This is a genomic window from Streptomyces canus 299MFChir4.1 (genome assembly GCF_000383615.1).
Lineage (GTDB): Bacteria > Actinomycetota > Actinomycetes > Streptomycetales > Streptomycetaceae > Streptomyces > Streptomyces canus_C.
This window is the reverse complement of record NZ_KB911587.1, coordinates 52770-66177: the sequence shown is the minus strand read 5'-3', so window position 1 is coordinate 66177 and position 13408 is coordinate 52770. Positions and strand designations below refer to the sequence as shown.

At 71.3% G+C, this 13408-nt stretch carries 13 protein-coding genes; all 13 read left to right on the top strand.

Annotation, left to right across the window (positions count from 1 at the left end; genetic code table 11):
* Positions 1 to 3 precede the first annotated feature (3 nt).
* The 13 genes from H293_RS0116200 (at position 4) to cysD (ending at position 13408) form a co-directional block, all read left to right on the top strand.
* Positions 4 to 990 (top strand): TauD/TfdA family dioxygenase, encoded by a 987-nt coding sequence (locus H293_RS0116200; RefSeq protein WP_020118907.1) that lies wholly within the window; start codon positions 4 to 6, stop codon positions 988 to 990.
* Positions 987 to 2018 carry a 2,3-diaminopropionate biosynthesis protein SbnB gene (sbnB, locus tag H293_RS0116195; RefSeq protein WP_020118906.1) on the top strand — a complete coding sequence of 344 codons (1032 nt, stop codon included), beginning with the start codon at positions 987 to 989 and terminating at the stop codon, positions 2016 to 2018. Before H293_RS0116200 ends, sbnB begins: the two co-directional genes overlap by 4 nt.
* Positions 2019 to 2048: 30 nt before the next feature.
* Entirely contained in the window at positions 2049 to 3032 is a 984-nt protein-coding gene (gene sbnA, locus H293_RS0116190; protein WP_020118905.1) for a 2,3-diaminopropionate biosynthesis protein SbnA, read from the top strand.
* A gap of 735 nt (positions 3033 to 3767) precedes the next feature.
* Positions 3768 to 5402 (top strand): acyl-CoA dehydrogenase family protein, encoded by a 1635-nt coding sequence (locus H293_RS0116185; protein ID WP_020118904.1) that lies wholly within the window; start codon positions 3768 to 3770, stop codon positions 5400 to 5402.
* A gap of 254 nt (positions 5403 to 5656) precedes the next feature.
* Complete coding sequence (locus H293_RS0116180) at positions 5657 to 6946, top strand: GAF domain-containing protein (protein WP_020118903.1); 1290 nt, start codon at positions 5657 to 5659, stop codon at positions 6944 to 6946.
* 152 nt (positions 6947 to 7098) lie between these two features.
* Complete coding sequence (locus H293_RS0116175) at positions 7099 to 8394, top strand: hypothetical protein (protein WP_020118902.1); 1296 nt, start codon at positions 7099 to 7101, stop codon at positions 8392 to 8394.
* Between the two features lie 17 nt (positions 8395 to 8411).
* Positions 8412 to 8984 carry a GNAT family N-acetyltransferase gene (locus H293_RS0116170; RefSeq protein ID WP_020118901.1) on the top strand — a complete coding sequence of 191 codons (573 nt, stop codon included), beginning with the start codon at positions 8412 to 8414 and terminating at the stop codon, positions 8982 to 8984.
* Between the two features lie 127 nt (positions 8985 to 9111).
* Entirely contained in the window at positions 9112 to 9195 is an 84-nt protein-coding gene (locus H293_RS61655) for a putative leader peptide (protein WP_349817346.1), read from the top strand.
* A 125-nt stretch (positions 9196 to 9320) separates the two neighbouring features.
* Entirely contained in the window at positions 9321 to 11018 is a 1698-nt protein-coding gene (locus tag H293_RS0116165) for a nitrite/sulfite reductase (protein ID WP_020118900.1), read from the top strand.
* Complete coding sequence (locus H293_RS0116160) at positions 11015 to 11203, top strand: hypothetical protein (RefSeq protein WP_020118899.1); 189 nt, start codon at positions 11015 to 11017, stop codon at positions 11201 to 11203. Before H293_RS0116165 ends, H293_RS0116160 begins: the two co-directional genes overlap by 4 nt.
* Positions 11200 to 11910: a phosphoadenylyl-sulfate reductase gene (locus H293_RS0116155; RefSeq protein ID WP_020118898.1), complete on the top strand. Its 711-nt coding sequence runs from the start codon at positions 11200 to 11202 to the stop codon at positions 11908 to 11910. The genes H293_RS0116160 and H293_RS0116155 overlap by 4 nt, the downstream gene beginning before the upstream one ends.
* The gene (cysC, locus tag H293_RS0116150) at positions 11907 to 12470 is read left to right on the top strand and encodes an adenylyl-sulfate kinase (protein WP_078612599.1); all 564 of its coding nucleotides are present in this window, start codon (positions 11907 to 11909) and stop codon (positions 12468 to 12470) included. The genes H293_RS0116155 and cysC overlap by 4 nt, the downstream gene beginning before the upstream one ends.
* The gene (cysD, locus tag H293_RS0116145; RefSeq protein ID WP_020118896.1) at positions 12467 to 13408 is read left to right on the top strand and encodes a sulfate adenylyltransferase subunit CysD; all 942 of its coding nucleotides are present in this window, start codon (positions 12467 to 12469) and stop codon (positions 13406 to 13408) included. Before cysC ends, cysD begins: the two co-directional genes overlap by 4 nt.

The window sequence follows — 13408 nt, the reverse complement described above, 5'->3', positions numbered from 1 at the left end:
GAGATGTCCTCCACGAGTCTCCTTCCGTACCTGGACCTGGCCCCGGGCAATCCGCCGGTCCTGCACGCCAAGTCCGGCGGCGAGCCGGTGAGTTGGGCCGCCGAGCACCGCGACCCACTGCGGGCCCTCGTCCTCGAACACGGTTCCGTCCTGGTGCGGGGGCTGGGCCTCGCCGACCCCTCGACGAGCGAGGCGGTCTTCAGGCGGCTGACCGACGGTCTGATGCCCGATCGTGAGCCCTTCGCACCCCGCCGGCGCTACGCGGACGGCGTGTACTCGTCCACCAAGTGGCCGCCGAACCAGCAGATGTGCATGCACCACGAGGTCAGCTACGGCCTGGAGTTCCCCGGCCTGCTGCTGTTCGCCTGTCTGGAGGCGCCCGGGTCCGGGGGCGCGACGGCGCTCGCCGACGCGTCGGCGGTGCTGCGGGCCCTGCCCCGCGAGCTGGTCTCCCGCTTCGAACGGGAGGGGTGGCTGCTGACCCGGGCCTACCACGAGGAGATCGGCGCGTCGGTCGAGGAGGCCTTCGGCACGGACGACCGCGACGCCGTCGAACGCTACTGCCGCCGGCACGCCATCGAGTTCGCCTGGCAGCGCGACGGCTCCCTGCACACCCGGCAGCGGCGCGGCGCGGTGCTGCGGCACCCGCGCTCCGGACTGCCCTGCTGGTTCAACCAGATCGCGTTCCTCAACGAGTGGACCATGGAGCCGGAAGTGCACGAATACCTGGTGGACCTGTACGGCGCCGACGGGCTGCCCTTCAACACCCGCTTCGGGGACGGGAGTCCGATCGACGCGGAGGTCGTCCGGACGATCAACGAGGTGTACGACGCCCACACCGTGCGCGAACCCTGGCAGGACGGCGACCTCCTGCTCGTCGACAACATCCGTACGGCGCACAGCCGTGAGCCCTTCGAGGGGCCGCGCGAGGTGCTGGCCGCGCTCGGCGACCCGGTGCTGCGCGCCGACGGCGAGGTGAGCGGCGCATGAGCACCCTCGACTCCCCGTCCTTCGCGCTCGTCACCGGCGCCCAGGTCCAACAGGCCCTGCACGGCCGGGAACCGGAGATCGCGGACCTCGTCGAGGCCGTGTACCGGCTGCACGGCGCGGGCGACTCGGTGAACCCGCCGTCGTACTTCCTGAGGTTCCCGGACCGCCCGTCGTCCCGGATCATCGCGCTGCCCGCCTCGCTGGGCGGACCCCTCAGGGTCGACGGTCTGAAGTGGGTCTCCAGCTTCCCGGAGAACATCCGTTCAGGGCTGCCGCGAGCCTCCGCGGTGCTGATCCTCAACGACCCGGAGACCGGCTATCCGTTCGCCTGCCTGGAGAGCTCGGTCATCAGCGCCACGCGCACGGCGTCCTCGGCGGCGCTGGCGGCGGACAGGCTCAGTGCGGGCCGGACCCGCCCGACCCGCGTGGGCTTCATCGGCACCGGGCTGATCGCCCGCTACATCCACACCCATCTCACCGCCACCGGCTGGGAGTTCGAGGAGACGGGCGTGCACGACCTGTCCGCCGAGAGCGCCGCCGGGTTCCGCGGCTACCTGGAGCGGTCCGGCGCGCCGGGGAAGGTGGCCGTGCACGACTCGGCCGAATCCCTCGTCCGCTCCAGCGACCTGGTCGTCTTCGCCACCGTCGCCGGCGAACCGCACGTCCACGATCCGTCGTGGTTCGGCCATCACCCCCTGGTCCTGCATGTGTCCCTGCGCGACCTCGCCCCGCAGATCCTGCTCGCGTCGGCCAACTTCGTCGACGACGTCGAGCACTGCCTCAAGGCGGAGACCTCCCCGCATCTGGCCGAACAGCTCACGGGGAGCAGGGACTTCATCGACGGCACGCTCGACGACGTGCTGACCGGACGGGTGACCGTCCCGACGGACCGGACGGTGGTGTTCTCCCCCTTCGGCCTCGGGGTGCTCGACCTCGCCGTCGGCCGGTACGTCCACGACGAACTGGCCCGGCGCGGCGAACTGCACGTCGTCGACGGGTTCTTCAACGAGCTGCGCCGGTACGGCTGAACGACCCGTGCGCATGAGGAGGGGGGCGTCATGCCCGTCATATCCGATCCTTCGGAGTTCAACGAGTCAGACCTCTACGTCGACCTGCGGGCCGCGCTGGAGCTTCCGCTGTTCCTGAAGTGCGAGGGCTTCAACTTCGCCGGGTCCATCAAGCTGAAGGCGGCCCGCGAGATGGTGAACGCCGCCGAGCGCGACGGCACCCTGCGGCCCGGGTCGGTCCTGGTCGAGTCGTCGTCGGGGAACCTGGGGGTGGCCCTGAGCATGATCGCGGCGAGCCGGGGCTACCGGTTCCTGTGCGTGACCGACACCCGGTGCAACCTGCTGACGATCCGGCTGATGGAGTCACTCGGCACCCGGGTGCACGTGGTCAGGGAACCCGACCTGCACGACGGCTACCTGGGCGCCCGGCTCGCGTACGTGCGGGCGCTGTGCGCCTCGGACGAGCGGTACGTGTGGCTCAACCAGTACAGCAACCAGGGGAACTGGCGGGCGCACTACCGCACCACGGCGCCGGAGATCGCGCGCCGCTTCCCGGACCTGGACGTGCTGTTCGTCGGGGCCGGCACCACCGGGACCCTGATGGGCTGCGCCCGCTGGTTCTGGCAGTGGCGGCGCCCGGTGCGGATCGTCGCCGTCGACAGCGTCGGCTCGGTCACCTTCGGCGGGCCGCCGGGCGTCCGTCTGATCCCGGGTCTCGGCACGAGCGTGCCGCCGCAGCTGCTCGACAAGTCGTACATCGACGACGTGGTCCTCGTCGAGGAACCGGACACCCTCCAGGTCTGCCGCGGGCTGGCGGCTCGGGGCTTCCTGTTCGGCGGCTCCACCGGCACGGTCGTCAGCGGCGCCCACCAGTGGCTGTCCGCCCACGGCCGCCGCGGCCTCACCGCGGTGGCGATCGCCCCGGACCTCGGCGAACGCTACCTCGACACCGTGTACCGGGCGGGCTGGCCGCACGGCACCCACGACACGGACCCGCTGCACCACCCGACGGAGGCGATGGCCCACCTGGCCTGACCCTGCCCACGGCACCCGCCCCGCCCGTCCACGGGCAGCGGGTGCCGTGCAGGTGAGGGGCGAACAGGGATCGCCTCCGCGAGACATCCGCTCCGCACACTCGGGGCGGACAGTGCTCGTTTCCGCGGGGCACCAGGCGGCACCCTCGGGGCGACCAGGCACCATACCCGCGGGAGCCGCGCACACAGGCCCGCGCCGACACGGCCACCACCCCCGGGCCGCCCATCACGGCAACACGTGCCGTGCCCACGAGGCGCGACCACGGATCGCCCCTTCCGGAGACGGTCCACCCGCTTGGGGCGAGCCGGCACGGTACCCGCGAGGAGCCGCGTACACGGGCCCGCGCCAGCGAGGTACCGGCCCCGAGACACCCGTCGCGGCACCGGGTGCCGTGCCCACAAGGCGCGCTCAGAGAAGTACGCCGGCGGCGACCAGGCACCGTAAACATCAGCTACCGTCCGTGCCCGTCCCCCCGACGGGTCTCCCTGCACGAGACGACCTGCGCAGGCACCCGCAACGACCCGGCACCACGGCCATCGGACCCGGCCCAGACCCCCCGCCCCGTATCCGCAAGACCCCCCACGCACACCGACCCGACACCGTGCTCGTGATGCGCCGGCGGGACGACCGGCACCCCCATGGCCATCAGGCGTCGCACCCCCCTGCGCCCACCCCCACCACCCCACCCCGTGTCCGTGAGGTGACCCTCCCCCGCCCCGGGGTACTTTCGCTGGCATGGCAGGCACCACGCACACCGTGACCAACCAGCCCCCGCCCCTGACCGGCTACGACGTCTACGGCGCCGACCGCGCCCTGAAGGAGGCCGTCGAGCGGCACCTCGACCCGGCCATGCTCGACGACGTCCACGGCGAGCTGGCCGCGCTCGGCCGGGCCTGTGGGTCGGCGCAGGTGCAGGAGTGGGGGGCCCAGGCCAATGAGAACCCGCCCCGGCTGCGCACCCACGACCGCTACGGCCACCGTGTCGACGAGGTCGAGTTCCATCCGGCCTGGCACCGGTTGCTGGGCAAGGGCGTCTCGGCGGGCCTGACCGCCGCCTGGGGCCGCCCCGGCGGGCACGTACGGCGCGCGGCGGCCTTCGTCCTGTGGACGCAGGTCGACGCCGGCAACTGCTGCCCCCTGTCGATGACCCACGCCGCGGTCCCCGCCCTGCGCACCGATCCGGACCTGGCCGCCGAGTGGGAGCCGCGTCTGACGTCCATGGTCTACGACCGCGGGCTGCGGCCCGCCCACCTCAAGGCCGGGGCGCTGTTCGGGATGGGGATGACCGAGAAGCAGGGCGGCAGCGACGTCCGGGCGAACACGACGTCCGCGCGCCCCCTGCCCGACGGCGAGACCTACGAACTCACCGGTCACAAGTGGTTCTGCTCGGCCCCCATGTCGGACGGCTTCCTGGTCCTCGCCCAGGCCCCGGGCGGGCTCACCTGCTTCCTGGTCCCCCGTGTCCTGGAGGACGGCACCCGCAACACGTTTCTCCTCCAACGCCTCAAGGACAAGCTCGGCAACCGCTCCAACGCCTCCGCCGAGGTCGAGTTCGACCACACCTGGGCCCGCCGCGTCGGCGACGAGGGGCGCGGGGTCCGCACCATCATCGAGATGGTCGCGGCGACCCGGCTGGACTGCGTCCTCGGCTCGGCCGGCCTGATGCGCCAGGCCGTCGCCCAGGCCATCCACCACTGCACCCACCGCGAGGCCTTCGGGGGCAAGCTCGTCGACAAACCGCTGATGCGCAACGTCCTGGCCGACCTCGCCCTGGAGTCCGAGGCCGCGACGACCCTCGCCCTGCGCCTGGCGGCCGCCTACGACAACGACGACGAGCAGGAACGGGCCCTCCTCAGGATCGCGGTGCCGGCGGCCAAGTACTGGATCACCAAGCGCTGCACCCCGCTGACGGTGGAGGCCGCCGAGTGCCTGGGCGGCAACGGCTACGTGGAGGAGTCGGGCCTGCCCCGCCTGGTCCGTGAGTCACCGCTGAACTCCGTCTGGGAGGGCGCGGGCAACATCCAGGCCCTGGACGTCCTGCGGGTCCTCCAGCGCGAGCCCCACGCCCTGAACGCCTACCTCCTGGAGATCGGCCGGACCCGGGGCGCCGACCACCGCCTGGACGCGGCGACGAAGAGCCTCTTCACCGAACTGGCCGATCTGGAGGGCATCGAGGGGCGGGCCCGCCATCTGACGGAACGGCTCGCGCTCGTCCTTCAGGGCTCCCTGCTCGTCCGCCACGCCCCCGCGGAGGTCGCCGACGCCTTCTGCGCGTCCCGTCTGGGCGGCGACGGCGGCGCGGCCTTCGGCACCTTGCCCACGACCCTCGACCTGGCGTCGGTGGTGGATCGGGCCCGGCCCGTGGAGTGACCTGCCTCAACCGCGGGCAACAGTGAACGGGGGTGGTGCTGCGCCGACACGGCACCACCCCCGTTACGGCCCTCAGAGGCCGAAACACGCCGCTGCGAGACGGCGTTCGCCCAAGTTTCAATCAAGCCGGAGCCCACCACCAGGGTTGCAGGGGGTTGCAACTTCCTGGTGACTGTGGGCGGATTGTGTCCCTTCCCGAGCCGCGACCGGCACTATGAGACAGACAGTCAATGGATCCGGGACCGGGAGGACCAGTGCCGCTCTCGCCGACGCATGTGACCCACCTAGCCACCCTGGACACGGCAGGCGCGGCCCGGGTACTGAACGACATCCGCTCCGCCACCCTGTCCGGCCGGCGCACGCCCCTCGCCCCGCGCCCGGTGATCGAGGAGTCCTGGAGCCGGATGCTGCGCAGCGGCGTCGATCCGGAGCACGATTTCCGGTCAGGTCTGCTGCCCCCCGAGGAGGTGCAGCGGCGCCGGGAGACCACGCGTCTGCGGCACGTCCTGCCGGTGCTCAGGGAGGGGCTGTTGTCGGTCGCGGACGTCGCCCACCACATCATGGTGGTCGCCGACGACGACGGCCGGGTGCTGTGGCGGGAGGGCAGCTCCCGCGTGCTGCGCAAGGCCGACGGCACCGGCTTCGAACTCGGCGCCGACTGGCGGGAGAACGTCGTCGGCACGAACGGCGTCGGCACCCCGGCGGTGGTGCGCCGCCCCGTCCAGGTCTTCGCCTCCGAGCACTTCGTGCGCTCCCAGACCTCCTGGACCTGCACCGGCGCCCCCATCAAGGACCCGCGGGACGGCCGGCTGATCGGTGTGGTCGACGTGAGCGGGCCGCTGGACACCATGCACCCGGCGACCCTCGCCTGGGTCGACTCGGTGGCCAAGCTCGCCGAGTCCCGGCTGCGCGAGCTGCATCTGGCCTCGCTGGAGCAACTGCGGGCCGTGGCGGCGCCGGTGCTCGCCCGGCTCACCGGGCGGGCCCTGGTGGTGGACCGGGACGGCTGGACGGCGGCGGTGACCGGAATGCCGTATCCGAACCGGATCGCCCTGCCCAAGTCGCCCTCGCCGGGCCGCCGATGGCTGCCGGCGCTCGGTCTGTGCACCCTGGAACCGCTGGCGGGCGGCTGGTTGGTCCGCGCCACCGACGAACCGGAGCCGCAGGGCGCCACCCGGATCGTGCTGGACCTCGCGCATCCGCGCCGCTGGACGGTGACGGTGTCGGGCGGCGCGGGCACCTGGAGTCACGAACTCAGTCCCCGGCACGCCGAATTGCTCTACCTGCTGGCCCTGCACCGCTCGGGCCGCAGCGCGGCGGGCCTGGCGCAGGACATGTTCGGCGATCCCGGCCGCACGGTGACCGTACGTGCGGAGCTGTCCCGGGTGCGGCGCTATCTCGGGGCGTTCCTGGACCACCGGCCGTATCGTTTCTGCGAGGACGCCGAGGTCGAGGTGCTGCTGCCGGCCAGCCCGGGCGACCTGCTGCCGCACTCGACGGCCCCGGCCGTGCTCGGGGCGCGCGCCTGCGCCGAGACCGGGTGAAAACCCTCGCTCATGGTGCATCTTCCGCATAATTGCAGCATCTTCATCCCCAGCGGTGCCGCACTGCCGTAGCATCCTCTGCGGGCCACCCCACCTGCTCCTCGGTCAACGTACGGATCATCAGGCGCAGTTGGCCCGCCTCGGGAGGACGTATGAAGCAACGTGGCAGACACCGCAGGCGCAAGCGGGGCCAAGCACTACGCGCCTTCCTGGCCGGGACAGCCCTCGCGCTGACCGCCGCCGCCACCATGATCAGCGCCTCGCAGGCCACGGTCGCCGCCAATCCGGGGACGCTGAAGCCGCTCACCTCGGCCGCCGACACCGCCCCGCTGCGCCTCAAGGAATCCCGGGTTCCGAAGAGATCCCTCGACCGGCTCTCCGCCGGGATGGGGCGTCCGGTCGGTGTCTCCGCCGTCCTGAACTCCGCCGACCGGCCCCTGCGCGACGCGATCGACTGCACGGCCGGTGAGCGCACGGCGCTGCCCGTGGAGCCGACGGCCACCGCCGCCTACTGCTGGGACGCCGCCGACACCCGCTCCTGGCGGGCCGGGGCGGTCACCACCTCCGGGGACGCCGACGACGACGGCCTGTGGGGTGCCAACCGCGTGATCCTCTCCGCGTGGAGCCGCACCGGCACCGCGGCGGGGGGCGGGGGCCTGGCCCGGGTCGCCTTCGTCGACGCCAACGACCTCGACCATCCCGCCTACTCCTGGGTTCTCCTCGCCGTCCCGGTCGACGGCGGACGCGACTTCCGCGGCCTCGTCTCCGAGGTCTCCGGGATGGTCTGGTACCAGAACAAGCTGCTGGTCACGGCGAGCGGCGACGGCGGCGACGCGCTGTACGTCTACGACATGAACCGCGTCCAGCGGGCCACCGTCGACAGCGGCGCGGTCGGCAGGGTCCGCGGCGGCTGGTCGGCGCACGGCGCCCAGTGGGTCCTGCCCGCCGTCGGCTCCTATCGCCTGACCGACGCGGCCGGCGCCACCCGCCCCGACTACCTCTCCCTGGACCGCAGCACCGCACCGGACAGCCTGGTCGCGAGCGAGTGGCTCTCCGGGGACGGCGACACGGCCGCCCGGCTGTGGCGCTACGACTTCAGCGGCGCCCCCGACCGTGCCGGCTTCCTGGCCACCGACTCCGGCGGCTACGCGCGCGTGGCCGAGGCCTTCGCCACGAAGGCCTCGGGCTCCGGCCCCGTCCTGGCGCACGACTCCCAGTGGTACCTGGGCCGGGCGGCCGCGACGGAGGGCGACCACGGCACCCTCTGGCGCCAGAACACCGCGAACCCCGCGAAGGCCACCCGCTGCGGCGCGGACGAGACCCGCAGCTGCTGGAGCGGGGAGTCGGAGTCGCTGTCGTACTGGGAAGAGACGGGCGACGTGTGGTCCCAGTCGGGGCGGGTGCTGTTCGCGCTGCCGCTAGCCTCGATCGACAGATCTCTGGGATAGATGATTCCCTGACCGGCATGCCGAACATCCCCGTGACCACCTGGTCCCTGGAACAGTCCGCCCCCACCGACCTCCTCCCGGCCGAACCCCCGGAGAGCGACGTCCGCATCCATCGCGCGGAAGTCCCCTCCCCCGAGTTCAGCCGTTTCCTGTACGCCTCCGTGGGCGGCGACATCCGCTGGACCGACCGGCTCTCCTGGACGTACGCGCGGTGGACGGAGCACCTGGAGCGGCCGGGCGTGGAGACCTGGGTGGCCTACGACCACGGCACACCCGCCGGATACGTCGAGCTGGAGGCCCAGGACGACGGTGTGGTGGAGATCGCCTACTTCGGCCTGATCCCGGCCTTCCGCGGCAGGCGGATCGGCGGTCACCTGCTCTCCTACGGCACCGCCCGCGCCTGGGACCTCGCGGACCGCTGGCCGGGACTGACGGACACCAAGCGGGTCTGGCTGCACACCTGCTCCAAGGACGGCGAGCACGCGATGGCCAACTACCAGCGCCGCGGCTTCCGACTCTTCGACACCAAGGTCGAGGAGGAGGCCGAGGTGCCCGCACCGGGCCCCTGGCCCGGGGCGTACCCGGCCTGACCTGCGGGAACAAGAGGTCCCGCGATCTCTGTGACCAACGACACCCTGGTCTCGCCTGACGAGACAAGGGTGTCCACATGGTGGATTAAGCTGGACTGTGTCCAGATCGCCGTGACACGCTTCCGTCATGTCTGGAACTGGAATTGCCTTGGTGAGTCGGCGGCACGTCGACCTCGGCCGCATGTCCAGCGCCATCTGTCCGGTGCGCTGACGAGCCGCAGCGTCACCCGACACATCCTCTCGTTCTCCTCCCCGCGCAAAGCCGCGCATGCACGCCCATGCGCCCGTACACGCTGGTAAGAGCCGCTTTCCGCCTGTCCCGAAGGACGTAGAACCATGGCCGCCACCCCGCAGAACCCTGCTGCCGCAGCGCCCCGCCGCAAGGTGAGCCGTCACCGCGGTGAGGGTCAGTGGGCCGCGGGGCACCACACCCCGCTGAACGGCAACGAGCAGTTCAAGAAGGACGACGACGGTCTCAATGTGCGGACACGCATTGAGACGATCTACTCGAAGCGCGGCTTCGACTCGATCGACCCCAACGACCTGCGCGGCCGAATGCGCTGGTGGGGCCTGTACACCCAGCGCAAGCCCGGGATCGACGGCGGCAAGACCGCGATCCTGGAGCCGGAGGAGCTGGACGACAAGTACTTCATGCTGCGGGTGCGGATCGACGGCGGACGCCTCACCACCCAGCAGCTTCGCGTGATCGGCGAGATCTCCGAGGAGTTCGCGCGCGGCAGCGCGGACGTCACCGACCGGCAGAACATCCAGCTGCACTGGATCCGCATCGAGGACGTCCCGGAGATCTGGAACCGCCTGGAGGCGGTCGGTCTCTCCACCACGGAGGCCTGCGGCGACTGCCCGCGTGTCGTCATCGGCTCGCCGGTCGCCGGCATCGCCGAGGACGAGATCATCGACGGCTCCTGGGCGATCGAGGAGATCCACGAGCGGTACATCGGCAGCAAGGAGTTCTCCAACCTGCCCCGCAAGTTCAAGACGGCGATCTCCGGCTCCCCGCTCCTCGACGTGGTCCACGAGATCAACGACATCGCGTTCGTCGGTGTCGAGCACCCCGAGCACGGCCCCGGCTTCGACCTGTGGGTCGGCGGCGGGCTGTCCACCAACCCGAAGCTCGGCGTGCGGCTCGGCGCCTGGGTGCCGCTGGACGAAGTGCCCGAGGTGTGGGCCGGCGTGGTCGGCATCTTCCGGGACTGGGGCTACCGGCGGCTGCGCACGCGCGCCCGGCTGAAGTTCCTCGTCGCCGACTGGGGCCCGGAGAAGTTCCGCCAGGTCCTTGAGGACGACTACCTCAAGCGCAAGCTGGTCGACGGCCCCGCGCCCGCCGAGCCCTCGGGCCGCTGGCGCGACCACGTCGGCGTGCACCGCCAGAAGGACGGCCTGTTCTACGTCGGGTTCGCCCCGCGCGTCGGCCGTGTCGACGGCACCACGCTGACGAAGATCGCCGAGGTCGCGGAGGCCCACGGTTCGGGCCGGGTCCGGACCACCGTCGAGCAGAAGATGATCATCCTCGATGTCGAGGAGGCACAGGTCCAGCCGCTGGTCGAGGCCCTGGAGGCGCTGGACCTGACGGCGAAGCCCTCGTCCTTCCGGCGCGGCACCATGGCCTGCACCGGCATCGAGTACTGCAAGCTCGCCATCGTGGAGACCAAGGCGCGCGGCTCCCAGCTGATCGACGAACTAGAGCGCCGCATCCCGGACTTCGACGAGCCGCTCACCATCAACCTCAACGGCTGCCCGAACGCCTGCGCCCGGATCCAGGTGGCGGACATCGGTCTCAAGGGCCAGCTGGTCCTCAACGACAAGGGCGAGCAGGTCGAGGGCTACCAGGTGCACCTGGGCGGCGCCCTCGGTCTGGAGGCCGGGTTCGGCCGCAAGGTGCGCGGCCTGAAGGTCACCTCAGAGGAACTGCCGGACTACGTCGAGCGGGTCCTGAAGCGGTTCCAGGCCGAGCGCGAGGACGGCGAGCGCTTCGCCGCCTGGGCCTCGCGCGCCTCCGAGGAGGCACTGTCGTGAGCGAGCGGGCCGCCCCCTTCTACTGCCCCTACTGCGGCGACGAGGACCTGCGTCCGAGCGAAGCCCTGGAAGGCGCCCACGGCGCCTGGGAATGCGCGGCGTGCAACCGCGCATTCCAGTTGAAGTTCCTCGGGCTGCTCGCCCGGGGCCTTCGGCACACCGACGCAGGGGGAGATCAGATATGACCGCGATTCAGGAAGAACGCACGACCGACGATCTCAAGGCGCTCGCCGAGCGGGCGGGCCGTGATCTGGAGGACGCCTCCGCGCTGGAGATCCTCCAGTGGGCGGCCGACACCTTCGGCAAGCGTTTCTGCGTGACCTCGTCGATGGAGGACGCGGTGGTCGCCCACCTCGCCTCCCGCGCGAGGAAGGGCGTTGACGTCGTCTTCCTCGACACCGGCTACCACTTCGAGGAGACCATCGGCACCCGGGACGCGGTCGAGGCCGTGATGGACGTCAACGTCATCACGCTCACCCCGCGTCAGACCGTCGCCGAGCAGGACGCCGAGTTCGGCCCCAAGCTGCACGACCGCGACCCCGATCTCTGCTGCAGGATGCGCAAGGTCGAGCCCCTGGAACGGGGCCTGACGGACTACGTCGCCTGGGCGACCGGCCTGCGCCGCGACGAGTCCCCGACCCGGGCGAACACCCCGGTCGTCGGCTGGGACGAGAAGCGGCAGAAGGTCAAGGTCTCCCCCATCGCCCGCTGGACCCAGGACGACGTGGACGCGTACGTCCAGGAGCACGGCGTCCTCACCAACCCCCTGCTGATGGACGGCTACACGTCCGTCGGCTGCGCCCCCTGCACCCGCCGTGTCCTGGAGGGCGAGGACGCGCGCGCCGGCCGCTGGACCGGGCGTTCCAAGACCGAGTGCGGGCTGCACGGATGACGACATCTACCAAGGAGTTGCACGTGACGACCGGAGCCACCGTCTGGCTCACGGGTCTGCCGAGTGCCGGCAAGACCACCATCGCGTACGAGCTGGCCGGCCGGCTGCGCGAGGAGGGCCACCTCGTCGAGGTGCTCGACGGCGACGAGATCCGCGAGTTCATCTCGGCGGGTCTCGGCTTCAGCCGCGAGGACCGGCACACCAACGTGCAGCGCATCGGCTTCCTCGCCGAACTGCTCGCCCGCAACGGCGTCAAGACGCTGGTCCCGGTCATCGCGCCCTACGCCGACAGCCGTGACGCGGTGCGCAAGCGCCACCAGGAGAGCGGTGCCGCCTACCTGGAGATCCATGTGGCGACTCCGGTCGAGGTGTGCTCCGTACGCGATGTGAAGGGCCTGTACGCCAAGCAGGCCGCGGGCGAGCTGTCCGGGCTGACCGGGGTCGACGACCCCTACGAGGAGCCCGAGTCGCCCGATCTGCGGATCGAGTCGCAGAACCAGACCGTCCAGGAGTCCGCGGCCGCGGTCCACGCGCTGCTCACCGAGAGGGGACTGGCATGACGACGACCGTTGCCAAGGTGACGGGGGGCGACACGGACGCTCCGTACGCCCTGTCCCACCTGGACGCCCTCGAGTCCGAGGCCGTGCACATCTTCCGTGAGGTGGCGGGTGAGTTCGAGCGGCCGGTGATCCTTTTCTCCGGCGGCAAGGACTCCATCGTCATGCTGCACCTGGCGCTGAAGGCGTTCGCCCCCGCGGCGATCCCCTTCTCGCTGCTGCACGTGGACACCGGACACAACTTCCCCGAGGTCCTTGAGTACCGGGACCGTGTGGTCGCCGCCCATGGGCTGCGCCTCCATGTGGCCTCCGTCCAGGACTACATCGACCGCGGTGTGCTCAAGGAGCGTCCGGACGGCACTCGTAACCCGCTCCAGACGCTGCCGCTGACGGAGAAGATCCAGGCGGAGAAGTTCGACGCCGTCTTCGGCGGTGGCCGCCGGGACGAGGAGAAGGCCCGCGCAAAGGAGCGCGTGTTCTCGCTGCGCGACGAGTTCTCCCAGTGGGACCCGCGCCGCCAGCGCCCCGAGCTGTGGAACCTGTACAACGGCCGGCACGCTCCCGGTGAGCACGTCCGCGTCTTCCCGCTGTCCAACTGGACCGAGCTGGACGTGTGGCAGTACATCGCCCGCGAGAAGATCGAGCTGCCGGAGATCTACTTCGCCCACGAGCGTGAGGTCTTCTCGCGCAGCGGCATGTGGCTGACCGCCGGTGAGTGGGGCGGCCCCAAGGACGGCGAGACCGTCGAGAAGCGCCTGGTCCGGTACCGGACCGTCGGTGACATGTCCTGCACGGGTGCCGTCGACTCCGACGCCGACAGCATCGAGAAGGTCATCACCGAGATCGCCGCCTCCCGGCTCACCGAGCGGGGCGCCACCCGCGCCGACGACAAGATGTCCGAGGCCGCGATGGAAGACCGCAAGCGCGAGGGGTACTTCTAA

Coding starts and splice junctions, on each gene's coding strand:
- H293_RS0116170 (WP_020118901.1), top strand. CDS start 8,412: ATGCCGAACATCCCCGTGACCACCTGGTCCCTGGAACAGTCCGCCCCC.
- H293_RS61655 (WP_349817346.1), top strand. CDS start 9,112: ATGTCTGGAACTGGAATTGCCTTGGTGAGTCGGCGGCACGTCGACCTC.
- cysD (WP_020118896.1), top strand. CDS start 12,467: ATGACGACGACCGTTGCCAAGGTGACGGGGGGCGACACGGACGCTCCG.
- cysC (WP_078612599.1), top strand. CDS start 11,907: ATGACGACATCTACCAAGGAGTTGCACGTGACGACCGGAGCCACCGTC.
- sbnA (WP_020118905.1), top strand. CDS start 2,049: ATGCCCGTCATATCCGATCCTTCGGAGTTCAACGAGTCAGACCTCTAC.
- H293_RS0116165 (WP_020118900.1), top strand. CDS start 9,321: ATGGCCGCCACCCCGCAGAACCCTGCTGCCGCAGCGCCCCGCCGCAAG.
- H293_RS0116185 (WP_020118904.1), top strand. CDS start 3,768: ATGGCAGGCACCACGCACACCGTGACCAACCAGCCCCCGCCCCTGACC.
- H293_RS0116155 (WP_020118898.1), top strand. CDS start 11,200: ATGACCGCGATTCAGGAAGAACGCACGACCGACGATCTCAAGGCGCTC.
- H293_RS0116175 (WP_020118902.1), top strand. CDS start 7,099: ATGAAGCAACGTGGCAGACACCGCAGGCGCAAGCGGGGCCAAGCACTA.
- sbnB (WP_020118906.1), top strand. CDS start 987: ATGAGCACCCTCGACTCCCCGTCCTTCGCGCTCGTCACCGGCGCCCAG.
- H293_RS0116200 (WP_020118907.1), top strand. CDS start 4: ATGTCCTCCACGAGTCTCCTTCCGTACCTGGACCTGGCCCCGGGCAAT.